Source organism: Peribacillus sp. NPDC101480, from assembly GCF_050277335.1.
Classification (GTDB): Bacteria; Bacillota; Bacilli; order Bacillales; family DSM-1321; genus Peribacillus.
Map to the genome: position 1 here is coordinate 1,053,065 of NZ_JBNNSB010000001.1, position 24,675 is coordinate 1,077,739.

The 24,675-nt window shown below is 42.5% G+C and carries 22 protein-coding genes; 20 read left to right on the forward strand and 2 right to left on the reverse strand.

Annotated features, from left to right (window positions below):
* Positions 1–168 precede the first annotated feature (168 nt).
* Positions 169–378, forward strand: a complete 210-nt coding sequence (locus ACQKMF_RS05260; RefSeq protein ID WP_230176998.1) for a hypothetical protein — start codon at positions 169–171, stop codon at positions 376–378.
* A 71-nt stretch (positions 379–449) separates the two neighbouring features.
* The gene (locus tag ACQKMF_RS05265) at positions 450–1,184 is read left to right on the forward strand and encodes a glycerophosphodiester phosphodiesterase (RefSeq protein ID WP_402938336.1); all 735 of its coding nucleotides are present in this window, start codon (positions 450–452) and stop codon (positions 1,182–1,184) included.
* A 44-nt stretch (positions 1,185–1,228) separates the two neighbouring features.
* On the opposite strand, the gene ACQKMF_RS05270 is transcribed toward ACQKMF_RS05265, so the two are convergent.
* Positions 1,229–1,465, reverse strand: a complete 237-nt coding sequence (locus ACQKMF_RS05270; RefSeq protein ID WP_101222519.1) for a DUF2627 domain-containing protein — start codon at positions 1,463–1,465, stop codon at positions 1,229–1,231.
* A 204-nt stretch (positions 1,466–1,669) separates the two neighbouring features.
* On the opposite strand from ACQKMF_RS05270, the gene ACQKMF_RS05275 reads away from it, so the two are divergent.
* From ACQKMF_RS05275 to ACQKMF_RS05345, 15 genes are all read left to right on the forward strand, one after another.
* Positions 1,670–3,727: a sigma 54-interacting transcriptional regulator gene (locus ACQKMF_RS05275; RefSeq protein WP_402938334.1), complete on the forward strand. Its 2,058-nt coding sequence runs from the start codon at positions 1,670–1,672 to the stop codon at positions 3,725–3,727.
* A gap of 367 nt (positions 3,728–4,094) precedes the next feature.
* Complete coding sequence (bcd, locus tag ACQKMF_RS05280; RefSeq protein WP_101222517.1) at positions 4,095–5,192, forward strand: branched-chain amino acid dehydrogenase; 1,098 nt, start codon at positions 4,095–4,097, stop codon at positions 5,190–5,192.
* Positions 5,193–5,323: 131 nt separating this feature from the next.
* Positions 5,324–6,745 carry a dihydrolipoyl dehydrogenase gene (lpdA, locus tag ACQKMF_RS05285; protein WP_402938331.1) on the forward strand — a complete coding sequence of 474 codons (1,422 nt, stop codon included), beginning with the start codon at positions 5,324–5,326 and terminating at the stop codon, positions 6,743–6,745.
* A gap of 24 nt (positions 6,746–6,769) precedes the next feature.
* Entirely contained in the window at positions 6,770–7,765 is a 996-nt protein-coding gene (locus tag ACQKMF_RS05290) for a thiamine pyrophosphate-dependent dehydrogenase E1 component subunit alpha (protein WP_101222515.1), read from the forward strand.
* A gap of 12 nt (positions 7,766–7,777) precedes the next feature.
* Positions 7,778–8,761, forward strand: a complete 984-nt coding sequence (locus tag ACQKMF_RS05295; RefSeq protein WP_101222514.1) for an alpha-ketoacid dehydrogenase subunit beta — start codon at positions 7,778–7,780, stop codon at positions 8,759–8,761.
* A 26-nt stretch (positions 8,762–8,787) separates the two neighbouring features.
* Entirely contained in the window at positions 8,788–10,074 is a 1,287-nt protein-coding gene (locus ACQKMF_RS05300; protein ID WP_402938328.1) for a dihydrolipoamide acetyltransferase family protein, read from the forward strand.
* Positions 10,075–10,675: 601 nt separating this feature from the next.
* Positions 10,676–12,592, forward strand: coding sequence for a methylmalonyl-CoA mutase family protein (locus ACQKMF_RS05305; RefSeq protein ID WP_402938325.1), 1,917 nt, complete (start codon positions 10,676–10,678; stop codon positions 12,590–12,592).
* A gap of 1 nt (position 12,593) precedes the next feature.
* On the forward strand, positions 12,594–14,786 hold the full coding sequence (gene scpA / locus ACQKMF_RS05310; RefSeq protein ID WP_101222511.1) for a methylmalonyl-CoA mutase: 2,193 nt from the start codon (positions 12,594–12,596) through the stop codon (positions 14,784–14,786).
* Entirely contained in the window at positions 14,786–15,913 is a 1,128-nt protein-coding gene (gene meaB / locus ACQKMF_RS05315) for a methylmalonyl Co-A mutase-associated GTPase MeaB (protein ID WP_427572064.1), read from the forward strand. Before scpA ends, meaB begins: the two co-directional genes overlap by 1 nt.
* Positions 15,914–16,123: 210 nt before the next feature.
* Positions 16,124–16,561 (forward strand): BrxA/BrxB family bacilliredoxin, encoded by a 438-nt coding sequence (locus tag ACQKMF_RS05320; RefSeq protein WP_034308239.1) that lies wholly within the window; start codon positions 16,124–16,126, stop codon positions 16,559–16,561.
* Between the two features lie 312 nt (positions 16,562–16,873).
* Positions 16,874–17,677 (forward strand): transporter substrate-binding domain-containing protein, encoded by an 804-nt coding sequence (locus ACQKMF_RS05325; protein ID WP_170971507.1) that lies wholly within the window; start codon positions 16,874–16,876, stop codon positions 17,675–17,677.
* A gap of 117 nt (positions 17,678–17,794) precedes the next feature.
* Entirely contained in the window at positions 17,795–18,454 is a 660-nt protein-coding gene (locus ACQKMF_RS05330) for an amino acid ABC transporter permease (RefSeq protein WP_101223460.1), read from the forward strand.
* Complete coding sequence (locus ACQKMF_RS05335; RefSeq protein WP_101222507.1) at positions 18,447–19,169, forward strand: amino acid ABC transporter ATP-binding protein; 723 nt, start codon at positions 18,447–18,449, stop codon at positions 19,167–19,169. The genes ACQKMF_RS05330 and ACQKMF_RS05335 overlap by 8 nt, the downstream gene beginning before the upstream one ends.
* Positions 19,170–19,360: 191 nt before the next feature.
* Positions 19,361–20,350 carry an aromatic acid exporter family protein gene (locus ACQKMF_RS05340; protein WP_427572067.1) on the forward strand — a complete coding sequence of 330 codons (990 nt, stop codon included), beginning with the start codon at positions 19,361–19,363 and terminating at the stop codon, positions 20,348–20,350.
* A 31-nt stretch (positions 20,351–20,381) separates the two neighbouring features.
* Entirely contained in the window at positions 20,382–20,897 is a 516-nt protein-coding gene (locus tag ACQKMF_RS05345) for a L,D-transpeptidase (protein ID WP_063233115.1), read from the forward strand.
* A 40-nt stretch (positions 20,898–20,937) separates the two neighbouring features.
* Here the strand turns inward: ACQKMF_RS05345 and prli42 are convergent, their stop codons facing one another.
* Positions 20,938–21,033, reverse strand: a complete 96-nt coding sequence (gene prli42 / locus ACQKMF_RS05350; RefSeq protein WP_155726463.1) for a stressosome-associated protein Prli42 — start codon at positions 21,031–21,033, stop codon at positions 20,938–20,940.
* Between the two features lie 166 nt (positions 21,034–21,199).
* On the opposite strand from prli42, the gene mce reads away from it, so the two are divergent.
* The 3 genes from mce (at position 21,200) to ACQKMF_RS05365 (ending at position 24,526) form a co-directional block, all read left to right on the forward strand.
* Positions 21,200–21,625, forward strand: coding sequence for a methylmalonyl-CoA epimerase (gene mce / locus ACQKMF_RS05355; protein ID WP_427572069.1), 426 nt, complete (start codon positions 21,200–21,202; stop codon positions 21,623–21,625).
* Positions 21,622–23,172, forward strand: coding sequence for an acyl-CoA carboxylase subunit beta (locus ACQKMF_RS05360; RefSeq protein ID WP_402938312.1), 1,551 nt, complete (start codon positions 21,622–21,624; stop codon positions 23,170–23,172). The genes mce and ACQKMF_RS05360 overlap by 4 nt, the downstream gene beginning before the upstream one ends.
* Before the next feature lie 232 nt (positions 23,173–23,404).
* On the forward strand, positions 23,405–24,526 hold the full coding sequence (locus ACQKMF_RS05365; protein WP_101222503.1) for a tripeptidase T: 1,122 nt from the start codon (positions 23,405–23,407) through the stop codon (positions 24,524–24,526).
* Positions 24,527–24,675 lie beyond the last annotated feature (149 nt).

A 24,675-nucleotide genomic window follows, 5' to 3' on the forward strand; every position in this document is an offset into this window, starting at 1 on the left:
GTTATTTATAGACGCTGATTGAGGAATTGGGAAGACAAAATATGTTTCAATAATAATGAAACTTGAATCAATAATGAAAAGCTTGAAGTTTATCAAACGCCTCTTGGAGAATTGACTTGTGAGCAAAATTTTCAATATGAACAAACTGGAAATCAATACGAGAGGTTGATGGTTCAAATATATATATTAGATGAAAAACGGAAGTCAATCATGGATATGCTTGAATCAAAAGGGGGAGGGGAAATTACGATTGGTCAAATGGCTTTTCCGGATGCTTGCTTGCAAATCAAAAGCATGCAAAAAAAATTGAGTGATTTGACGAAAGGAACCTTCTATGCAGAAAATAATCAACTGCATTTTATTAAAGTATTGAACTAGATGAAAATAATTTGCTGTTTCTGTTCATAACATTGGGATATAACCATTATTGAGAGAGGCGGCGTTTCTCCATGACCTTAATCTTTGCACATCGAGGCTCAGCAGGAACACATCCGGAAAATACGATGTCGGCGTTCAAAGAAGCTGCCCGTGTCGGGGCGGACGGTATTGAAACGGATGTCCAGCTCTCAAAAGATGGGGAAGTGGTCATCATTCACGATGAAAAGCTCGATCGGACCACGAATGCCTCGGGATATGTAAAAGACAGGACCTTGAAGGAGTTGAAAAACCTTAATGCTTCTTCAAACTATATTGGTAAATTGGGTAAAGAAAAGATTCCGACACTTGAAGAACTATTCATTTGGCTTGACGATAATCAGCTTTTTTGCAACATTGAGTTAAAAAATACACTTTTTATGTATCCAGGCTTAGAAGAGAAAGTCATCCGACTCATCCGTACTTACGATATGGAGGAAAGGATTATCCTTTCTTCTTTCAATCATTATAGCTTGGTCAATTGCCATCAATTGGCACCTGAATTGGAAACCGCACCGCTTTATAGGGATGGTCTATACATGCCTTGGATATATGCCAAGGCAATAGGAGGAAGTGCAATCCATCCAAATATCCGGGTTGTCCCTGATGCGCTCATTCAAACATCTGTGAGTATGGGTGTTCCTGTACGGCCATATACCATTAATAAAGAAGCCGAGATGAAGAGGCTATTCAAATTGGGGTGCAGCGGCATCATAACCGATTTTCCCGAGGCAGCCGTACGGGTCAGGGAAGGATTGAAATCAAGATAAAGAAAGAAGGTGCCATATTGATACATGGCACCTTCTTTTTGCGTTTAAAATTTATTGAACCTGCTTTGGACCTTATTTTGTTTTCGATCTCGATGAAGGACGAAGCCGGCGATGAAGGCTATTCCGCCAATCGTAATGAGTAGTCCTATTAAAAATTGCAGCCAAAGGACTGGATAGGGAGGCTGTAGAATACCGAACACCATGTCCCTCATTATTTTTATGCCATAGGCAGCAAAGGCACCGGGTATAAAAAGAATCAAAAAAGCGATTAAACGTTTCATGCAGTCAAATCCCTTCCGAAAATTCCGTCTTTAAAAAATGATAAAGGATATAAATTATTTGTCAAGTTTCGGGAATATAGATAATGACTGGGAGTTGGTGGCTGTTTTTAAAGGGGGCCGATATGGTAAAATGGTGTGAAGTATGAAAAAAATTGCATAGATTGATCTAATAAAAGGGTAATTATATCTTAAGGGGGATGGCTCATGCAAAAGGTCATGATAGTAGGGGGAGGAGTGGGAGGGACAACCGTGTTGAAACTCCTATCGGAAAGTGAAGTATTCTCCATTGTTTGTATGGCTGATACGAATGAATCCGCTGAAGGGATGCTTGCTGCAAAGGAACGAGGGATCCCTTCAGTGACTAATTGGAGCCTGGGATTGGAGCGGGATTTGGACATCATTTTTGATACGACCGGAGACCCGTCTGTCTATAAAAAGATAAAAAGGGACATGGACGAACAAACGATTCTCATTCCTGGAAGTGTCGCCCTCATTATGACTAAGTTGTTTGAAGAGAAAAATCGTTTAATAAGTAAATTGGAGAATACCTCGGCAAAAATGGACTTGATTCTTAATACGACCAGTGAAGGGATGGTGGTGATTGATCATGGAGGATTTATCATCATGTTCAATGATAGTGCTGAACGAGCAACTGACACAAAGCGCGAGGATGTGATAGGCAGACATATCAAAGATTTCATCCCTTCAACTGGATTGCTGCGAGTGATGCAAACAAACCAAAAAGAAGTGAATCAGGAAATCACCCTTAGCAATGGAATGGAACTCATAACGACAAGGATACCTCTTGTGAATGCCGATAAGAAAATCATAGGGGCTTTTTCAGTGTTTAGGAATAAAACGGAAGCTGTACAATTGGCGGAGCAGATCACCGATTTAAAAGAGATACAGACGATGCTTCAGGCGATCATTCAGTCCAGTGATGAAGCCATATCCGTTGTGGATGATCAAGGCAGGGGGCTTTTGATCAATCCGGCATATACAAGAATCACGGGATTAACAAAGACCCAAGTGATCGGTAAGCCGGCTTCCATTGATATTTATGAAGGTGAAAGTATGCATATGAAAGTACTTCAGACAAAAAAGCCTGTTCGGGGTGTCAATATGCGTGTCGGCCCAAAACATAAGGAAGTGATCGTGAATGTTGCTCCAATCATTGTGGACGGGTGCCTGAAAGGGAGCGTTGGCGTCATTCATGATGTATCGGAAATTCAAGCCCTGACCCACGAACTGAATCGGGCAAGACAGATCATCCGGACATTGCAGGCTAAATATTCCTTTGATGATATAATCGGGGCTTCCGAAGAGATGAAGCTTCCCATTGAACAGGCGAAATTATCGGCAAGAACACCTGCTACTGTCTTATTAAGAGGGGAATCAGGGACTGGCAAAGAGTTATTTGCACATGCCATCCATAATGCGAGCGATAGGAAATTCAATAAATTCGTTCGTGTAAATTGTGCGGCCATCTCGGAATCATTACTTGAAAGTGAACTGTTCGGTTATGATGAAGGAGCATTTACAGGAGCAAATAGGGGCGGAAAGGTCGGTTTTTTTGAAGAGGCAAATCAAGGGAGTATCTTTTTGGACGAAATTGGTGAATTACCAGCCAACATCCAAGCTAAGTTACTTCGAGTTTTACAAGAAAAGGAAATCGTCAGAGTGGGGGGGACGAAGCCGATTCCCATCAATGTCCGGGTCATAGCCGCTACGAATATCAATCTCGAAGAGGCAATCGCAAACGGATCATTCAGGGAAGACTTATATTTCAGGCTGAACCGCATGCCTATTTTCATTGCTCCATTAAGAAAGAGAAAAGAGGATTTGAGAGAATTGGCGGAGCATTTGATTAATAAAATCAATCAGGAGTATGGACGAAGCATAGAGGGAATTACAGCAGCAGCTATACATAAAATGCAAATCTACAACTGGCCAGGTAATGTTAGGGAACTGGAAAATATCTTAGGACGGGCAATCATTTTCATGAAATTGAACGAGACGATCATTGATATACAGCATATTCCGGATTTTATCGAAGAGATTCCAGTAAAGCAAGAGAAATTATTAATGAACCCTTCTGGCTACGTATCGGGGAAACCGCTCTCGGAGATAATAGACCAGTATGAAGCCGATATCATTCAGCAAGCGTTCCATACCCACAAGGGAAATAAAACACTTACGGCAAAAGCTCTTGGGATATCTGTCAGAAATCTATATTACAAAATGGAAAAACTAAAACTGTGAAATTTTTTGCACGCAAGTAATTGCGCACTATGAAAAAAACTGCACGGAATTTTCTGATTTATTTTAATTTAAGCGAGACTCCACTTCTAACATGAAATTTTTTTCAATTTGTTATAGGCTATAGTTGCCAACATATAAACCAGCATCTCCTTATTTTGGATAAAAACGCTCTCATTATGTATTTTATTGGCATGTTATTTGCATATTTAAAGGTGTATGGATTTTTCAAGGGAACCATTCCCCATAGGGAAAATATCATGTGAGTAGCGGATTTTATTTAAAATGAACGTGGGAACAAGTAGGAATGAGGAGAAATTCAGTGTCCTCATATCTGACATGTATTAAAACATCTAGGGAGGATTCCTTTATGGAAATTTTTAAATATCTTGAGAAGTATGATTACGAGCAACTGCTATTCTGTCAGGACAAACAATCGGGTTTGAAAGCGATTATTGCCATTCATGATACAACATTAGGGCCTGCGCTTGGAGGCACAAGGATGTGGACGTATGCATCTGAAGAAGATGCCATTGAAGATGCCTTAAGGCTTTCGAGAGGAATGACATATAAGAACGCCGCTGCAGGTTTGAATTTAGGCGGGGGGAAGACCGTCATCATCGGCGACCCGCGTAAGGATAAAAATGAAGAGATGTTCCGTGCATTCGGAAGATATATCCAAGGGCTGAATGGGCGTTATATAACAGCTGAAGATGTAGGTACAACGGTTGAGGATATGGATCTCATTCATGAGGAGACGGATTTTGTCACTGGGATTTCCCCTGCATTCGGTTCTTCGGGTAATCCTTCCCCTGTAACTGCATATGGGGTATACCGAGGTATGAAGGCTGCTGCAAAAGAGGCATTCGGAACTGATTCTTTAGAAGGTAAGGTGGTTGCGGTCCAAGGCGTCGGGAATGTTTCTTATAATTTATGCCGTCACCTTCATGAGGAGGGCGCCAAGCTGATCGTTACGGATATCAATAAAGAAAGCGTGGCCCGTGCGGTTGAGTCCTTTGGGGCGTCCGCAGTTAATCCAGATGAAATTTATGGAGTCGACTGTGATATCTATGCACCGTGTGCTTTAGGGGCTGTCATAAATGATCAAACAATCAATCAAATCAAGGCGAAGGTCATTGCAGGTGCGGCCAATAATCAGTTAAAAGAAACTGTTCATGGCGATCAAATTCATGAAAAAGGTATTATATACGCCCCTGATTATGTTATTAATGCAGGTGGAGTCATAAACGTGGCCGATGAGCTTTTAGGGTATAATCGGGAAAGAGCCCTTAAGAAAGTGGAAACGGTTTATGATACAATTGAAAGAGTCATCGAGATTGCAAAACGTGATCAAATCCCAACTTATAAAGCCGCGGATAGGATGGCAGAGGAGCGAATTGCTCGCATGAGGAATTCAAGGAGCCAATTCCTGCAAAATGAAAAACATATCTTGAATGGAAGAAAATGAATGTAGTTTTACAAGATTAGATTCCTGTGTTTTTTTTAATAAACACAGGAATTTTCAACATGGATAACGTAATAAACATAGGACAAGTAAAAATGGTGACAAACTGTATGTATTTGTGAGGAGGAGTGGTTTTGGCTGAAGAATTTGACCTCGTTATCCTCGGAGGAGGAACAGGCGGGTATGTGGCGGCAATAAGGGCTGCTCAATTAGGATTGAAAACGGCTGTCGTGGAGAAAGGCAAGCTCGGCGGAACGTGTCTACATAAAGGCTGTATCCCTTCGAAAGCACTTTTAAGGAGTGCGGAAGTTTATCAGACTGCAGTGAAAAGTGAGGAATTCGGTATTGTTACCGGGGATGTAAAGGTGAATTTCCTTAAGGTGCAGGAAAGAAAGAATAAAGTGGTCGATCAACTCTATAAAGGTGTTCAGCACTTGATGAAACAAGGAAAGATAACGGTTTATGAAGGGTTAGGGCGTATACTGGGTCCTTCTATATTTTCACCGATGCCTGGGACAATTTCCGTGGAAATGAATGATGGCAGTGAAAATGAAATGCTCATTCCCCAGAATGTCATCATTGCAACGGGTTCGCGTCCGAAGACACTTCCCGGTTTAGCGATTGATGGGGAATTGGTGCTTACATCGGATGAAGCTCTAAAGCTTGAGAGCCTGCCAAAATCAATGATTATTGTAGGCGGTGGAGTTATCGGCATTGAATGGGCTTCGATGCTTAATGATTTTGGTGTGGAAGTGACAGTACTCGAATATGCAGATAGAATCATCCCGACTGAAGACCATGATATTTCCAGTGAAATGCTTCGTCTCCTAACGAAAAAAGGCGTCAAGTTCGTTACAGGTGCCAAGGTATTGCCTGAAACCCTGAAAACGGATGCTTCAGTATCCATTTCTGCTGAAGTCAAAGGTTCGGTAGAGGAATTCACAGCTGAAAAAATGTTGGTGTCCGTAGGCAGATCAGCAAATGTTGAAGGGATTGGCCTTGAAAATACGGAAATTGTGAAAGAAAAAGGTTTTATTGAAACCAATGACTTCTTCCAAACGAAGGAATCACATATTTATGCGATCGGTGATTGTATCGGCGGTCTGCAATTGGCTCACGTTGCCTCCCATGAAGGCATTACGGCCGTTGAACATATCGCAGGCCAAAAACCGGAACGGCTGGATTATTCGCTCATTTCAAAATGTGTGTATTCAAGCCCTGAAGCTGCAAGTGTCGGTTTGACGGAAGAACAGGCAAACAAGGAAGGCTTTGATCTTAAAATTGGGAAATTCCCATTCCGTGCAGTTGGTAAGGCCCTTGTTTTCGGGGAAGCGGATGGTTTTGTCAAAATCATCGCCGATAAGAAAACGGATGATATACTGGGCGTTCATATGATCGGGCCACATGTTACGGATATGATTTCTGAAGCGGGACTTGCGAAAGTGCTTGATGCGACACCTTGGGAGATAGGCAAAACAATCCATCCGCACCCAAGTCTTTCTGAAGCAATCGGAGAGGCGGCCCTTGCTGTCGATGGACGTGCCATACATTCTTAAAGAATAAGGTCAGGAGGTTTTATGATGGTAGAAAAACGTCATGAACAATTAGGCTTAAATGAGGAAACGGTTTTAGATATGTACCGGACAATGCTTTTGTCCCGCAGAATTGATGAGCGCATGTGGCTTTTAAACCGATCCGGGAAAATTCCCTTCGTGATTTCCTGCCAGGGGCAAGAAGCTGCACAGGTTGGGGCAGCGTTTGCGCTAGATCGGCAAAAGGATTATGTACTGCCTTATTATCGGGATGTAGGTGTGGTACTTACCTTCGGAATGACCGCTAAAGACTTGATGCTTTCCGGTTTCGCCAAAGAGGAAGATCCCAATTCCGGCGGGCGCCAGATGCCTGGTCATTTCGGTCAAAAGAAAAATAGGATTGTCACTGGATCATCACCTGTAACGACACAGGTCCCGCATGCTGTTGGAATTGCCCTTGCAGGGAAGATGGAAGGTAAGGATTTGGTAACATTCGTAACGTTTGGGGAAGGTTCATCCAATCAGGGCGATTTTCATGAAGGGGCCAACTTTGCAGGTGTGCATAAGCTACCGGTCATTTTCATGTGTGAAAATAATAAATATGCGATTTCCGTTCCTATTTCGAAACAGCTATCGTGTGAAAATGTTTCCGACAGGGCGATTGGCTATGGGATGCCTGGAATAACGGTGGATGGCAATGATCCGTTGGAAGTGTATGCAGCGGTGAAAGAAGCGGCTGACCGTGCACGAAGGGGAGAAGGTCCTACACTGGTAGAAACCGTTTCATACAGGCTCACACCTCATTCAAGTGATGATGATGACCGAAGCTACCGGACGGCGGACGAAGTGGCCGAAGCCAAAACGAAGGATTCCATAATGACATTTGGAGCGTATTTAAAAGAAGTGGGAATCATGGATGATGACCTAGAGAAACAAATGAATGATGAAGTCATGAAGATAGTCAACGAAGCAACCGATTATGCTGAAAATGCTCCATATCCGAAGGCTGAAAGTGCTATGAATCATGTGTATGCACAAAAGTAAGGGGGTAATAGAATGCCAGTGATTTCATATATAGATGCCGTGACAATGGCAATGAGGGAAGAGATGGAACGTGATTCCCGTGTATTCGTATTGGGTGAGGATGTAGGAAAAAAAGGTGGGGTCTTTAAAGCCACTAATGGTTTATACGACCAATTCGGTGAAGCCAGGGTCATCGATACCCCGCTCGCTGAATCTGCAATTGCAGGAGTTGGAATTGGAGCCGCCATGTATGGGCTTCGGCCGATAGCTGAGATGCAATTCGCTGATTTCATCATGCCTGCCATTAACCAAATCGTTTCGGAGGCAGCCAAAATTAGATATCGTTCTAATAATGACTGGAGCTGTCCAATGGTAATCCGTGCTCCATATGGCGGAGGGATTCATGGAGCTCTTTATCATTCACAATCGGTTGAAGCAATCTTTGCCAATCAGCCGGGTTTGAAAATAGTGATGCCTTCCACTCCTTATGATGTAAAGGGTTTGCTTAAAGCTGCCATTCGCGACGAAGATCCAGTGCTTTTCTTTGAACATAAACGCGCGTACCGCTTGATCAAGGGTGAGGTACCCACTGAAGATTATGTACTTCCCATCGGTAAGGCGGATGTGAAAAGGGAAGGGGAAGACATTACTGTCATCTCCTATGGCCTTTGTGTGCATTTTGCCCTTCAGGCAGCAGAAAAATTAGCTGCAGATGGAATTTCTGCACATGTTCTTGACTTGCGTACCGTCTATCCTTTGGATAAGGATGCTATCATAGAAGCGGCTTCTAAAACGGGGAAAGTATTACTGGTTACGGAAGATAATAAAGAAGGAAGCATCATGAGTGAGGTCGCAGCCATCATTGCCGAGCATTGCCTTTTTGATTTGGATGCCCCTGTAAAACGATTGGCCGGACCTGATGTACCAGCCATGCCATATGCGCCTACGATGGAAAAACAATTTATGGTGAATCCTGATAAAGTGGAAAAAGCAATGAGGGAATTGGCTGAGTATTAATGACTGTTAAGAAGGAGGAACGATTTATGGCTATGGAATTAATGAAGATGCCTCAACTAGGCGAAAGTGTCACAGAGGGAACCATCAGTAAATGGCTAGTGAAGCCTGGGGATCATGTCACGAAATACGATCCGCTAGCTGAAGTGATGACGGATAAAGTAAATGCTGAGGTTCCTTCCTCCTTTACGGGCATCATCAAGGAATTGAAAGCGGATGAGAATCAAACATTGGCAGTCGGGGAAGTCATTTGCTCGATTGAAGTCGAAACGGCAAAGACGGATAACGATAATGCTGGGCAAGCTGTTTCTCAGAATGAGGAAAATGTTGATGCACCTGTTACAAGAGAAGTGCAGCAAGCGGCCGAACCATCAAGGAAAGCTCGCTATTCGCCTGCCGTGTTAAAACTTTCCCAGGAGCATGGAATCGATCTTTCAAAGGTTAAAGGAACGGGGAATGAGGGACGGATCACCCGTAAAGATTTACTGAAACTTGTTGAATCAGGGAATCTTCCTAAGGCGGATGAGCCTTCCGTGATATCCGATCCGGCTCCAAAAGAGGTCGCCCCTCAAGTTAGTCGTCAAACCAGTCCAGTAACAAATGTGCCGACTGCTGCTGGTGACAAGGAAATACCCGTTACCGGAATCCGTAAGGCAATTGCGTCCAATATGTTGAAAAGTAAGCACGAAATCCCGCATGCTTGGACGATGGTGGAAGTTGACGCAAGCAATATGGTGAAATTGCGTGATAATCTAAAATCCGACTTTAAACAAAAAGAAGGCTATAATTTAACGTACTTTGCCTTTTTCGTAAAAGCGGTTGCTCAAGCCCTTACGGAATTTCCAGAGCTCAATTCGATGTGGGCAGGCGAAAAAATCATACAAAAGAAAGAAATCAATATATCGATAGCCGTTGCAACTGAAGATGCATTATTTGTACCGGTCATTAAAAATGCAGATGAAAAATCAATCAAAGGTATAGCAAGGGAGATACAGGAACTTGCATCCAAAGTGAAGTCGGGTAAGTTAAAAGCAGAGGATATGCAAGGTGGTACGTTCACTGTTAATAACACTGGCTCATTCGGCTCTGTCCAGTCCATGGGAATCATCAATTATCCACAGGCGGCCATTTTACAAGTTGAAACGATTGTAAAACGCCCAGTGGTCATAAATGACATGATTGCAGTACGAGATATGGTAAATCTCTGTTTATCACTTGATCATCGTGTTTTGGACGGACTGGTATGCGGACGATTCCTCGCGAGGGTTAAAGAAATCATCGAAAAGATTTCCAAAGATAACACTTCCATTTACTAAAATGAAAAAAAGGAAGGCCGAGGGTTATTCCTTTAGACTGTAGGCAAACTCGATGAATCGAGTTTGCCTACAGTTTTTTTATGATTGCTACAATTTGAACGTTGTTTGGAACTCCAGGCATGGGGTTCCACTGGACGCGCTCTTCCAAGCAGGAGTCTCGCAAACCCGTTTCAATCACCATTGTTCTAAAATTTTGAAACCATACCTAAGGTGATGAGGGTGGTTCCTGAACTTCATTTAGTCTAGCAGTTATCGATTTCCCTTTCACTTTTGATTTAGTCAAAGATGAAGTATGCCGATTCGTTCGCCAAAGTTTAACCCAGTCATTTCTCTTTTCCGTAGAAAAACATCGACAAAAATTTTATTTTTGCTATTATTTTATTAAGAGCTGTTCTAATACAGATCAGGGCTGTACTTGATTTATAAAGAGGCGAAATAGGCTAGTGTTTTCCCTTATAACAGATTTGCTAATTTCTATTGTCTTAAATTTCAAGAAAAATATGGTAGAATGTTAGTATAATCCAGATTAAATTGACGGGAGGGTGGTTTTCTTATCCAAAACTGACTGAGCGTTCGTTCTCCCAATGAAGGGACAGGGCGTATGAGGCGGCAAAAGATAAGAAAGCGATTACAGATGGAACTGAAAGATGTAAAAAACATAACCTTTCCTAAGCCTTCTTTTGAAGAGTGGAAAGAAGCTGCGGAAGCAAGTTTAAAAGGGAAAAGTGTAGAAAAGCTAAAAACGAATACATATGAGGGCATCACTTTATATCCGCTCTATACAGAAAAGGCGGAATCAACGGAAAAAGTAGCTGAAGCTGAATTTCCAGGATTCTTCCCTTTCACCCGAGGAACGTCCCCAACGGGATATCATGAGAAACCTTGGCTTGTCGTTCAACCTGTAAGCGGTATCACGGCTGAAGAAGCAAATGAAAAGATGAAGGCTTCATTCAAGCGCGGTCAAAATGTCGTGGCATACCCTGCACGATTGCTTGCCGAGGGAGCAAGGGCTGAAAAATTGTTTAAGGATATCCCATTAAAAGAAATACCGGTTTTCATTGACCTTAAGGGGAAACAAAAAGGATTATTCCCTCATTTCAAAGCGGTTGCTGAAGCACAAAATACCCAAATGACAGGCGTTATTGCTGAAGATCCCATTGCAGAATGGCTCATTTGCGGTCAGCTGCCAGAAGATACGGATAACTATTTTGCAGACTGGCTGAAGACAATCCAAGATTATCAGAAGGTAGGCAGGGATTTAAAAACAGTTTTGATTAATACGGCAGTCTACCATAATGGAGGAGCCAATGCCGTACAAGAAATAGCTTACGGATTATCGGCAGCGGTCCAATATCTATTGGAAGGGCAAAAGCAAGGGCTTTCTATTGCTTCGGTTTCCGAAAGAATAGTATTCTCTTTTGCTGTGGATTCGAATTACTTCATGTCCATCGCTAAGCTACGGGCTGCAAGAAGGCTTTGGGCAGGTCTTGCAGAAGCTTTCGATACAGCATCTGACCATTTTAAAATGGAGATACATGCCGTTACTTCCGAGTTGACAGAAACGCTATATGATCAGCACGTCAATATTCTTCGGACAACAAACCAAGCTTTCGCTGCCGCAATTGGAGGGATTCAATATCTTCAAATTCATCCATTCACACACGCAACTGGTGAAACCGATGATTTCTCAGAAAGAATTGCCCGTAATATTCACTTGATTTTAAAAGAAGAAACAAATATCACAACAGTGGTCGATCCTGCTGGCGGTTCATGGTATGTTGAGCAACTAACGGATGAATTGGCTGAAAAGGCTTGGGCGAAATTCCTTGAAATCGATGCAGCTGGAGGGATTCTTGAGCTAATTAAACAAGGCACCCTTCAGAAGGAAATAGCTGAAGTTTACCAAGAAAAGGTTCAAAATGCGGCTTTCAGAAAAGAAAGTATCATCGGAACGAATGTATATCCGAATCCTGCTGATAAGATTAAAAACACGACACGGGATAACCATGTGTCATATATGAAAGTTGAGAAGCCAGTTGGCATTACACCACTTTACTTGGATCGGGTATCCATTCAGTTCGAACAGTTAAGGCTACGCAGTGAAAAGTATAAAGAAATAAGTGGAACGGCCCCAACTATTGGTTTAATTAATTTGAAAAATCTCAAATCTTATAAACCTCGTGCAGATTTCGTTACAAGTCTTGCTGCAGCAGGTGGTATTGAAACAACCGGCAGTAAGGGGTGTCAAACCGTTGAGGAAGCAGTCGATTATGTAGCTGCGACCAAGCTCCCTATCTATTGTGTTTGCGGCAGTGATGGTGACTATTCGGAATTGGCGCCAGTCACCATTAAAGAAATTAAAAAGCAATTCCCTGAAATCACTATTTATAGTGCCGGCAAGCAGCAAGAAGAATTTGAGATTACACTATGTGAAGCCGGAGTCAAAGATTTTATCCATGTCAAAACGAATGCAATAGCCATTTTATCGGAATTATTGCAGAAGCTGGGGGTGAACTGAAATGAAAAAACCGAATTTTTCTGCTATAAATCCTGCTAAGTCTGAGGTTAAAGGTACGGTGGAGGCATGGAAAAAGGAAGCCGAAAAAGCCGTTGGGAAAAACATTGAGGATCTTTTGTTTGAAACCAATGAACAAATAAAAATCAAACCGCTTTATATTGAGAAAGATAATCGTGACTTGGAGCATATGGAAAGTGTGCCAGGCATCGCTCCTTTTACAAGAGGACCGTATCCTTCGATGTATGTCAATCGTCCTTGGACGGTACGTCAGTATGCAGGTTTTTCGACTGCTGAGGAATCCAATGCGTTTTACAGACGTAACCTGGCGATGGGGCAAAAAGGGCTCTCAGTTGCCTTTGATTTAGCTACACACCGCGGTTATGACTCCGATCATCCACGCGTTGTCGGTGATGTGGGAAAGGCGGGAGTTGCCATTGATTCAATTCTTGACATGAAAATCCTATTTGACGGCATTCCGCTTGATCAAATGTCCGTGTCAATGACGATGAACGGCGCAGTATTACCCATACTTGCATTTTATATCGTGACAGCTGAAGAACAAGGCGTAACACAGGATAAGCTTTCAGGCACGATTCAAAATGACATCTTAAAGGAATACATGGTTCGGAATACGTATATCTACCCACCTGAAATGTCCATGAAAATCATAGCTGATATATTTGAGTATACATCCAAATATATGCCCAAATTCAATTCCATTTCCATCTCCGGTTATCATCTGCAAGAAGCGGGGGCACCGGCTGATATCGAACTTGCCTATACGTTGGCTGATGGGCTTGAGTATGCACGTACCGGAATGAAAGCAGGTATTGATATCGATAAGTTCGCACCACGACTGTCATTCTTCTGGGCTGTAGGAATGAACTATTTCATGGAAGTCTCGAAAATGCGGGCGGCTCGTTTCATTTGGTCAAAACTGATGAAACAATTCGAGCCGAAAAATAATAAAGCGATGGCATTGAGAACCCATTCCCAAACCTCCGGCTGGAGCCTCTCCGAGCAGGATCCGTTTAACAATGTCGCAAGGACCCTTATTGAAGCGCATGCCGCTGCACTTGGGCATACACAGTCCCTGCATACGAACGCATTGGATGAGGCCATTGCCCTGCCAACGGATTTCTCGGCACGAATTGCACGTAATACACAGTTATATCTGCAGGAGGAAACGGGGATCACAAAAGTAATCGATCCATGGGCGGGTTCATACTATGTAGAATCACTCACAAATGAATTGATCGAACGGGCTTGGGCTCACATAGAAGAAATCGAAGGCCTTGGCGGAATGGCGAAGGCTATTGAAACCGGCCTTCCAAAAATGAGGATCGAGGAAGCCGCTGCAAAGCGTCAGGCTAAAATCGATTCTCAGGATGAAACGATCGTAGGTGTAAATAAGTATCGTTTGAAAAAAGAAGATCCGATTGAAATACTGGAGATTGATAATACAGCAGTTCGCGAAAGTCAGCTTAAGCGTTTGAGCGAATTAAAAGCGAAACGTGATCAGGAAAAGGTGGATGAAGCCCTTCAAGCGCTATCCATGGCTGCCAGAACTGGCGAAGGCAATCTTCTTGAACTGGCTGTGCAAGCTGCAAGAGTACGGGCTTCATTAGGTGAAATCTCCGATGCGATTGAGGAGGTTGCTGGACGTCACAAAGCAACGATCCGTTCTATCAGCGGTGTATACAGCTCGGCATACTCAAAGGAAGCAGAAATTGAAGAAGTCGTCCGCATGACGGAAGAGTTTCTTGAAAATGAAGGAAGAAGACCGCGTTTGTTAATGGCTAAAATGGGTCAGGACGGTCATGATCGCGGAGCTAAAGTAGTCGGAACGGGGTTTGCGGATTTGGGCTATGATGTCGATATCGGTCCATTATTCCAAACACCGAAAGAAACCGCCATCCAGGCCGTGGAAAATGATGTGCATGTAGTCGGAATGAGTTCGCTTGCTGCCGGCCATAAAACATTGTTGCCGCAGCTTATGACGGAACTGAAGAACTTGGGACGTGAGGACATTATAGTGATCGTAGGCGGCGTCATCCCTGCACAGGATTATGATTACCTAATGGAAAATGGAGCTACAGCCATTTTTGGACCTGGTACGGTCATTCCGCAGGCAGCAAAGAAAGTGCTTCAGGAAATATACAATCGCCTCGGATATGAGGAAGTGGCTCAATAATGAGTGAAGACAAGAAGCCCGAATGGGTCGATCAAAACAATCAGGAAGGTTTTGCTTCTTCATTAAAGCCAGGTGTAGAATTAGCAGCAAGCCATAATAAACCTTCTAAAAGCAAATTCGTCAAAAAACATAATGTAAACATACCGGTCCATAAACTTAAAGAGGGAATCATAAAAGGTGACAGGGCCAAGCTGGCTAAAGGGATTACATTGGTTGAAAGCAATGCATCCCACCACTTGGATCATGCACAGGAATTATTGCATAGCATCCTTCCTCATACAGGAAATTCGATTCGCATCGGGATTTCCGGAGTGCCCGGTGCCGGAAAAAGTACCTTCATCGAGACGTTCGGAACCTATTTGTGTGACAGGGGCCATAAGGTTGCCGTTCTAGCCGTCGATCCAAGCTCTTCGATCAATGGCGGAAGTATACTAGGCGATAAGACAAGGATGGAGGAGCTGGCAAGAAACCCCTATGCCTTCATAAGACCCTCTCCATCCGAAGGCACTCTAGGAGGAGTTCACCGCAAAACGAGGGAAACGATGTTGCTTTGTGAAGCGGCAGGATTTGATGTGATACTGATTGAAACGGTCGGTGTCGGTCAGAGTGAAGCTATAGTTCGAAGTATGGTCGACTTCTTCATGCTCCTTGTCCTTACAGGTGCCGGAGATGAATTACAAGGGATGAAAAAAGGTATTCTGGAACTTGTGGACGGAATTGTGGTCAATAAAGCCGATGGAGAGAACATTCCGCTGGCGATTAGGACGAAGTCCGAATATAGCAGAATCTTGCACTTCCTTCAGCCAGCAACAAAGGGTTGGGCAGGAAAGGCATATACTTGTTCAGCCATAACCGGTAAAGGAATTCCTGAGCTTTGGGATGTAATGAATGAATTTTCCGATTTGACCAAGGAATCGGGTGTTTTTCAAGAACGGAGAAGAATGCAATCTAAGGAATGGCTTTATTCATTGATGGATCACCAGCTTAAAATGATGTTTTATAAAAATGAAACAGTCAAGAGTCTTCTCCCAATTCTCGAGAATCAAGTGATGTCAGGGAATAAAACGGTCACTGCTGCTGTTAAGCAGGCCTTTCAATCTTTTACCGATACATTTAAGTCAAATTAAAAAGAAATGGGATGAGGCAGGCGTGGATTGTCTCCCACGCCTGCCCCATCCTTTTGTAAGTCTTGTTGTTACACACATGATTCCCGCTTACCTTTCGTTTTAAACGTGTTCGGAAATGGTTTATGCAGTTTTGACAGGTAAATTTATTGAATCACGAAGTCGCAATTGTTATGATAGGATTGAAGAGAAAACTTGGAAGGAGCACATGCCATGAATATGGATTTTAATTTTTTAATGAACGACGTAGTCAAACAGGCTCGCGATGAGATAAAGACTGCTGGATATACAGAATTGACTACTCCCGAGGAAGTTGAGGAAGTATTTGCACAAAAAGGAACGACACTTGTTATGGTCAACTCCGTTTGTGGCTGCGCCGGGGGAATAGCTAGACCTGCAGCGGCACATGCAATCCATAATGATAAACGCCCAGATCAGCTTGTAACCGTTTTTGCTGGGCAAGATAAAGAGGCGACGGAGAAAGCCCGTGATTATTTCGAAGGATATCCGCCGTCATCTCCATCATTTGCATTGCTTAAGGATGGAAAAATCATCACGATGATAGAGCGCCATGAAATTGAAGGACACCACCCGATGTCTGTAGTAGAAAAATTACAAGACTACTTCGATCAATATTGCGAAGAAGTGTAACCCATAGCGATAACCTAAAAAACCCGCCCAATCGGCGGGTTTTTTTATTCATGAATCTGCATAAATAAGGAACGTTTAGGAAAGAAGATAGATAAGGAAGCCGAAATATTCCCTTTAAGGAAAAAGCGTGAATCCAGAAATGGAATTATAGTAATATTCTGAAAAATGAATCTATTATTTACGTTATTGAATAATTATTAGAGTGTGTTAAAATACACATTAGTGTATGAATATTAGTTATTCAAATTTTAACTAAACCGAATTTAATAACAAGAGAATTGAAAATATCATTTTGGAGGAATAATAATGAAGTTGAAAAAGCAGTTAGCATTGTTGCTTACTTCTGTTTTATTAGTAGGTATTTTAGCGGCATGCGGAACATCAGAGAAAGAAGATAAGAACACAGCTGACAAAGAAGACAAAAAGGTTCTGGTAATGGGAACATCTGCGGATTATCCGCCATTTGAATTTGTTGAAACGTCTAAAAGTGATGAAATCAAAGGATTTGACATTGATATCGCTAAAGCAATCGGAAAAAAATTAGGTTATGAAGTCCAAGTGAAGGACATTGACTTTAATAGTCTTGTTCCTGCTCTGGAAAATAAATCGGTCGATTTCGTTATCTCTGGAATGACTCCAACTGAAAAACGTGAGCAATCAGTCGATTTCAGTGATATTTACTATACAGCTAAAAACATGATCATCACGACAGAGGACAGTAAGATCAAAACTGTTGAAGATTTAAAAGGGAAAACGGTAGGCGTACAGCTTGCATCCATCCAGGAGACATTGGCAAATGATTTGAATAAATCCCAAAATATCGGGATGAAAGTTGAAAAACGGAATCGTATTCCAGAAGTTGTTCAAGAAATGTCAACAGGACGTTTTGACGCCGTGATCATGGAAGATACTGTTGCAAAAGGCTACTTGAAAGATAATAAAGAATTGGTGGGCCATGTGATCGAGTCTGGTGATCAAGATGCCGGTTCGGCAATCGCATTCCAAAAAGGAAGCAAGTTAACTGAAGAATTCAATGCCGAGTTGAAAAAAATGATGGAAAATGGCGAAATGGAAAAATTAATATTAAAATGGTTCGGTGGCAGTGAAACTGAATAAAACAGAGAGATGAAAAGCGTTCAGAATGCCTTCTGAACGTTTTTCCGCGCTTTATTGTTAATAAAATGAAGCAGGAGAAAGGCCCGTTAACGGCCTTCATAAGAGAGGATGAATGGAGTGAATCTTGAATTTGAAAGGATTATTCCTTCCCTTCCATATATCCTGGAGGGGATACCGACTACATTAAAGGTTGTAGCGGTAGCGGCAGTAATCGGATTTGTTTTGGGAATATTATTATCTATACTTAAGATCAGCAGAATCAAGCCCTTAAATTGGATTGCTGACTTTTATACATCTATTTTTCGCGGTACCCCTTTAGTGCTGCAATTAATGCTGATTTATTTTGGTTCACCACAAATATTAGGGATTCAAATCGAAGCGTTCCAAGCAGCATTTTTAGCATTCGGGCTAAATTCAGCAGCATACATCTCTGAAATTATCAGGGGAGGCATTTTAGCTGTCGATAAAGGCCAACGCGAAGCTTCGCTTGCACTTGGTGTTCCCTATTCAGGAATGATGCTTAATATTATCCTACCGCAGGCCATCAAGAATATCCTGCCATCCCTTGTGAACGAATTGATTTCCTTAACGAAGGAATCAGCCGTCGTCACCATTATTGGATTAGGGGATATCATGCGCCGTTCTTATATTGTCGGCGGTGAGACATATAAATTCTTCGAGCCGATATTATTTGCCGGCCTCATTTATTATGTTATGGTCATGGTTCTCACCATCTTAGGCAAAGTGATTGAAAGGAGAATGAGACGCAGTGATTAAAATTGATGGACTCAAAAAAAACTATGGCAAGCTCGAGGTATTAAAAGGAATCAGCACCGAGATAGGGCAAGGTGAAGTGTTAGCGATCATCGGTCCATCAGGGTCGGGAAAATCAACTTTCTTGCGCTGCATCAATATGCTGGAAACTCCAACTGATGGTCAAATCAGGTTTAAAGATCAAATCATCACTGAAAAAAAGACCAATATCATGAAGGTGCGTGAAAATGTCGGAATGGTATTTCAGCATTTTCATTTATTTCCGCATAAAACCGTACTGGAGAATCTGACATATGCACCAATGAAGGTGAAAAAATTATCAAAGGCCGAGGCTGTAAAACAAGCTCGTGAGCTTTTGACTAAAGTCGGTTTGGCCGATAAAGAATCGGCTTATCCAAATCGACTGTCAGGCGGACAAAAACAAAGGGTCGCTATTGCACGGGCATTGGCAATGAACCCGGAAGTAATGCTTTTCGATGAGCCGACTTCAGCGCTTGATCCCGAAATGGTAAAAGAAGTGCTTGAGGTTATGAAGTCACTGGCACATACGGGGATGACCATGCTGATCGTAACGCATGAAATGGGGTTTGCCAAAGAAGTGGCCGATCGAGTACTATTCCTGGACGGAGGTCTGCTCGTTGAGGAAAGTGCTCCGCAAGAATTCTTTACCAATCCGAAAAGCCAGCGTGCAAAAGACTTTTTGGAAAAAGTTTTATAAGTTAAAGTGAATAGTATATAATTGTGAAAAAAGGTAACGTTTAGGTTACCTTTTTTATTTTTTTCCTATAATGTATTTTTGCGTGAATGTATTTAGAAAAATTGGAAATTTAACTCGCAAAGGACTGTGAAAATATCTCATTTCCTGATAGTATTATAATAGATAGAGAAAGAGCCAGGTGATACATAACAATGTTTAAAATCGGATACAGGACGATTAAAACTGCTTTGGGGGCCACCCTGGCAATTATTATTGCACAAATGCTTAATCTCGAATATTTCTCTGCTGCGGGAATCATTGCGATCTTATGCATTCAAGTTACGAAAAAGAAGTCGGTGTATGCCTCCTGGCACCGGTTATTAGCTTGTTTGATTGCAATGGCCTATTCATCCCTATTGTTTCAGTTCATCGCATTCCACCCGCTGGTAATAGGTTTGATCCTCTTGATTTTCATTCCAACGACAGTTGCCTTGAAGATTAATGAGGGGATTGTAACGAGCAGCGTCATCATCATGCACCTATATGGGTCTGGTGACATCACTTTTTCCCTGCTGATCAATGAAACGATATTAATTGCAGTTGGAGTTGGAGTGGCGCTTGTCATGAACCTGTACATGCCCAGTGTCGATGACAAACTGCTGGCCTATCAGGAAAGTATCGAAACTAATTTTAGTGCGATCTTGATGGGGATTGTCCGCTACTTAAGGGATAATGATCACACATGGGATGGTAAGGAAATCACCGAAACGGCCAATCTTCTTAATCAGGCCAAAAGCCTTGCCTTCAGGGATGTGGAAAATCATTTTTTAAGGGAAGAAGACCTGTATTACCATTATTTCAAAATGCGTGAAAAGCAATTTGAAATAATTGAACGAATTCTTCCCCTAGTCACGAATATTCCGTTGGTCGTCAAGCAAAGCGGGATAGTGGCTGATTTTATAGAAGATTTGGCAGAAAACGTCCACCCGCAAAATACGGCCATTCTTTATCTGAAAAAACTTGAAGAAATGGAGATTCATTTTAGGGGAATGGCACTGCCGCAGACACGGGAAGAGTTCGAATCCAGGGCCGCATTACTGCAGCTCATGAAGGAAATGGAGCGCTATTTATTGTTGAAGCATTCTTTCAAGGGGTTGCCCAAGCTGACCAGCAACCGAATGAAAAAGAGGCACTTGGCTTAAACTAAGCAAAAAAGTAAAGGAATTGATACAAATGAAATGGATCCTTTCTTTGTTGCTTATGCTATCGTTGTGGCCGCTTCAGGTACAGGCCCAACCTCAGTCGGTCAAGCCTGGCGATCCGTTTATCATCATCAATAAAGCCAACAATAAATTGGCGTTCATTGATGATAACGAGGTCAAGGAGATTCTGCCGGTCGGTACGGGAAAGAGTCAGGAACTGACGCCTGAAGGGATTTTCACGGTAAAAGTAAAAGCGGTCAATCCATATTACCGGAAAAAGAATATTCCTGGTGGCGATCCAAGGAACCCTCTCGGGTCGCGGTGGATTGGATTCGATGCACGAAATACCGATGGGAGGATTTACGGCATCCATGGTACGAATCAGCCATCATCAATTGGTAAATACATATCAAATGGCTGTGTACGGATGCATAAATCCGATGTAGAGCGTTTGTACGAAAAAGTCCCCATCGGCACTAAGGTGTTGATCACCATATCGAACGAGGATTTCAAAACGTTGGCAAAGAAAAATGGAGCGATAAAATAAAGAGAGGGAAGCTTTGCTTCCCTCCCGATTACGGTGTCTATTACAAAAGAAATGCGATACCTGATAATAAGCTTGTTAATAACATTGAGATAAGCATTAAATACACGACGATTTTTCTGATTTTCTTGTTTCCCATATGCCCTCTCCCTTAAAACAGTTTAATTGATTTTATTTTAACTTGAACATTTAGTAGAAACAAGTAAAAGTATAATGTTCATATTATTCCGAATCTTAAAAGGTTTTATGCAAGATTAGTAGTATTTTAATGGAGTCATCCAATAATACATAGCATGGAGGTTTTTATGATGATTAAAAATATCGATCATATCGGTATTGCCGTCAAGTCCCTGGATGAAGCCTTGCCGCTTTACACGGAAACGTTGAAATTGCAACTTGAAGGAATCGAGACAGTGGAGAGCCAAGGAGTGAAAGTGGCCTTCATCCTGGCAGGCAATACGCGTTTGGAGTTGTTGGAAGCGTTATCACCGGCAAGCCCAATCGCCAAATTCATTGAAAAACGCGGTGAAGGGATTCATCATGTTGCCCTTGGGGTCGATGATATTAAAGATAGAATAAAGGAAATCAAAGAATCTGGATTGCGCATGATTGATGACTCATCAAGAAAGGGAGCGCACAATGCGAATGTTGCTTTCGTTCATCCCAAGTCAACCGCGGGTGTATTATATGAGCTTTGTGAACAAGCATTATCAAAGGAGGAGCAGGAATGACAGACATATATGATACAATCAATGACCTATATGACAGACGCCGTAAAGTGGAAATGGGCGGCGGTGAAGAAAGAATCGATAAGCAGCATGAAAAGGGCAAACTAACTGCAAGGGAAAGAATTGAACTTTTAGTTGATCCGGGTACTTTCATAGAGCTTAATCCTTTTATCAAACACCGTAATACCAATTTTGGCATGGAAAAGGAAGAAGGGCCGGGAGAAGGGGTTGTCACCGGTTACGGTAAGGTCAACGGCCGCGACATTTATCTGTTTTCACAGGATTTTACTGTTTTTGGCGGAGCACTCGGTGAAATGCATGCTCTGAAAATTGCCAATGTTATGGATTTGGCAGCGGAAAATGGAGCGCCATTCATTGGTTTGAACGATTCTGGCGGGGCTCGTATTCAAGAAGGTGTAGTTTCGCTTGACGGATATGGCCAAATATTTTACCGGAATTCGATTTATTCAGGGGTCATTCCACAGATTTCGGTTATTATGGGACCTTGTGCAGGCGGAGCCGTATATTCCCCAGCCATAACCGACTTTGTCTTCATGGTTGAAAAAACGAGCCAAATGTTCATAACAGGGCCTAAAGTCATTGAAACGGTTACAGGTGAAAAGATTTCATCTGAAGGATTGGGTGGAGCGACTGTACATAATACCATAAGCGGTAATGCCCATTTCAAGGGGGCATCTGAGGAGCAAGTACTGGCAGACGTTAGACGCCTCCTGAGCTATCTTCCACAAAATAATGAAGAGAAGCCGCCGGTTTTGGAAGCTGACGATGGAGATGACTACCGTCCGGACTTAACGGATGTAGTACCTTATGAAGGGATCCGTCCATATGATGTCCGGAAAGTATTGGAGCAGGTTGTCGATGAGGATTCCTTTATGGAAGTTCAAGAGGGTTTTGCAAAAAACATAGTTGTCGGCTTGGCGCGCATCAAAGGGAAATCAGTGGGGCTGGTCTGTAACCAGCCAAAGGTGTTGGCAGGGGGGCTTGATATTGATTCATCAGATAAGGCTGCCCGTTTCATTCGTTTCTGTGACTCGTTTAACATTCCGCTAATTACGTTTGAAGACGTTTCGGGTTTTTTCCCGGGTGTTAAACAAGAACATGGCGGGATCATTCGCCATGGTGCAAAGCTCCTGTATGCTTATTCGGAAGCGACAGTACCAAAATTGACGATCATCCTGCGTAAAGCATACGGAGGAGCTTACGTGGCACTTAATAGTAAATCCATCGGTGCGGATCTTACGTTTGCATGGCCGAATGCTGAAATTGCGGTAATGGGCTCTGCTGGAGCGGCAAATATCATTTTTGCCCGTGAAATACAAAATAGCGAAGATCCAGAGTCGACACGTGCAGCTAAAATTGAAGAATACCGTGAGAAGTTCGCCAATCCATATGTTGCCGCAAGTCTTGGAATGGTGGATGATGTTATTGATCCCCGTGAAACCAGGATTAAGATCATTCAATCTCTAGAAATGCTGCGCAACAAAAAAGAAACTCGACCATGGAAAAAACACGGAAATATCCCGTTGTGATCAACATGGAAAAGAGCCCAAACCATCTGTTTTGGGCTCTTTTCCATACTGGGAAGCTATCATTTTAAAGAAAACAATATTTAAGTCTTCATTCATCTTTTTAACAAGGCCCTCCGGCAGGGAAATGACCAGCATGTTTTATCAGGCTGGGTTCTTCCTATCACATTATTTGCCGGGGCGCGGCTTTTAGAAGTATAATTAAAGAGGAAAACTTTTTTGGAGGTTTTATTTTATGATTAATGAAGAACGTTTAGTTAATGAATTTATGGAATTGGTGCAGATTGATTCCGAAACGAAAAATGAAGCAGCCATCGCCAAAGTGCTGAAAGAAAAATTCGGGGCACTGGGTGTAGAAGTTTTTGAAGATGATACAACAGCAGTTACCGGTCATGGTGCAGGGAATTTAGTATGTACTTTAAAAGGAATGAAAGAAGGCGTAGATACCATTTATTTCACCTCCCATATGGATACGGTTGTTCCAGGGAACGGAATCAAGCCTTCCATCAAAGATGGATACATAGTGTCAGACGGAACGACCATTTTAGGGGCGGATGACAAAGCTGGATTAGCGGTCATGCTAGAAACGCTTAAAGTGTTGAAAGAACAGAATATCGAACATGGAACAATCGAATTCATCATAACAGTCGGTGAAGAATCTGGCTTGGTTGGTGCAAAGGCATTGGATCGCTCCCTTGTAACGGCTAAATTCGGTTTTGCACTTGATAGTGATGGAAAAGTGGGCAATGTGGTTGTTGCTGCACCTACTCAGGCGAAAGTGTCTGCAACCATTTTAGGCAAGACTGCTCACGCTGGTGTCGCTCCTGAGAAAGGCGTTTCGGCCATTACGATCGCTGCCAAAGCAATCTCTAGAATGCCATTAGGCAGAATCGACGAGGAAACGACAGCCAATATCGGACGTTTCCAGGGTGGACAGCAAACCAATATTGTTTGTGACCATGTGGAAATCCTTGCAGAAGCAAGATCCTTGATTCCTGAAAAAATGGAAATACAGGTAGCGAAAATGAAAGAGGCATTTGAGACTGCAGCCATTGAAATGGGCGGACGTGCTGAAGTTGAAGTTAACGTCATGTATCCTGGTTTTAAATATGGTGCTGGTGATCATGTAGTCGAAATTGCAAGGAAGGCAGCAGAGAAAATCGGCCGTCCATGCGAGCTGGTTAAAAGCGGCGGAGGAAGCGATGCGAATGTCATTGCAGGCTTTGGCATCCCTACTGTCAATCTCGCAGTGGGCTATGAAGATATCCATACTACGAATGAAAGAATTCCGGTTGAGGAATTAACGAAGCTAGCTGAAATGGTCGTCGCTATCATCAAAGAAGTATCAGGGGAATAATCACCCGCAATATGACAGTGTAATGTAGGAGTTTTCCTGAGTGAATCGAAAAGGTGGTCGTATTTCTTGCGAAGGATAAGGGATATGCCTTTTCGATTGAACCCGTGAAATTCTTGATTTATACCCATTGAACGGTGCCTTATTAAGTA

What these genes read in the sequence shown, in the direction of transcription:
- ACQKMF_RS05260 (WP_230176998.1), top strand. Translation starts at nt 169, where the DNA reads ATGGTTCAAATATATATATTAGATGAAAAACGGAAGTCAATCATGGAT.
- ACQKMF_RS05265 (WP_402938336.1), top strand. Translation starts at nt 450, where the DNA reads ATGACCTTAATCTTTGCACATCGAGGCTCAGCAGGAACACATCCGGAA.
- ACQKMF_RS05270 (WP_101222519.1), bottom strand. Translation starts at nt 1,465, where the DNA reads ATGAAACGTTTAATCGCTTTTTTGATTCTTTTTATACCCGGTGCCTTT.
- ACQKMF_RS05275 (WP_402938334.1), top strand. Translation starts at nt 1,670, where the DNA reads ATGCAAAAGGTCATGATAGTAGGGGGAGGAGTGGGAGGGACAACCGTG.
- bcd (WP_101222517.1), top strand. Translation starts at nt 4,095, where the DNA reads ATGGAAATTTTTAAATATCTTGAGAAGTATGATTACGAGCAACTGCTA.
- ACQKMF_RS05290 (WP_101222515.1), top strand. Translation starts at nt 6,770, where the DNA reads ATGGTAGAAAAACGTCATGAACAATTAGGCTTAAATGAGGAAACGGTT.
- ACQKMF_RS05295 (WP_101222514.1), top strand. Translation starts at nt 7,778, where the DNA reads ATGCCAGTGATTTCATATATAGATGCCGTGACAATGGCAATGAGGGAA.
- ACQKMF_RS05300 (WP_402938328.1), top strand. Translation starts at nt 8,788, where the DNA reads ATGGCTATGGAATTAATGAAGATGCCTCAACTAGGCGAAAGTGTCACA.
- ACQKMF_RS05305 (WP_402938325.1), top strand. Translation starts at nt 10,676, where the DNA reads ATGAGGCGGCAAAAGATAAGAAAGCGATTACAGATGGAACTGAAAGAT.
- scpA (WP_101222511.1), top strand. Translation starts at nt 12,594, where the DNA reads ATGAAAAAACCGAATTTTTCTGCTATAAATCCTGCTAAGTCTGAGGTT.
- meaB (WP_427572064.1), top strand. Translation starts at nt 14,786, where the DNA reads ATGAGTGAAGACAAGAAGCCCGAATGGGTCGATCAAAACAATCAGGAA.
- ACQKMF_RS05320 (WP_034308239.1), top strand. Translation starts at nt 16,124, where the DNA reads ATGAATATGGATTTTAATTTTTTAATGAACGACGTAGTCAAACAGGCT.
- ACQKMF_RS05340 (WP_427572067.1), top strand. Translation starts at nt 19,361, where the DNA reads ATGTTTAAAATCGGATACAGGACGATTAAAACTGCTTTGGGGGCCACC.
- ACQKMF_RS05345 (WP_063233115.1), top strand. Translation starts at nt 20,382, where the DNA reads ATGAAATGGATCCTTTCTTTGTTGCTTATGCTATCGTTGTGGCCGCTT.
- prli42 (WP_155726463.1), bottom strand. Translation starts at nt 21,033, where the DNA reads ATGGGAAACAAGAAAATCAGAAAAATCGTCGTGTATTTAATGCTTATC.
- mce (WP_427572069.1), top strand. Translation starts at nt 21,200, where the DNA reads ATGATGATTAAAAATATCGATCATATCGGTATTGCCGTCAAGTCCCTG.
- ACQKMF_RS05360 (WP_402938312.1), top strand. Translation starts at nt 21,622, where the DNA reads ATGACAGACATATATGATACAATCAATGACCTATATGACAGACGCCGT.
- ACQKMF_RS05365 (WP_101222503.1), top strand. Translation starts at nt 23,405, where the DNA reads ATGATTAATGAAGAACGTTTAGTTAATGAATTTATGGAATTGGTGCAG.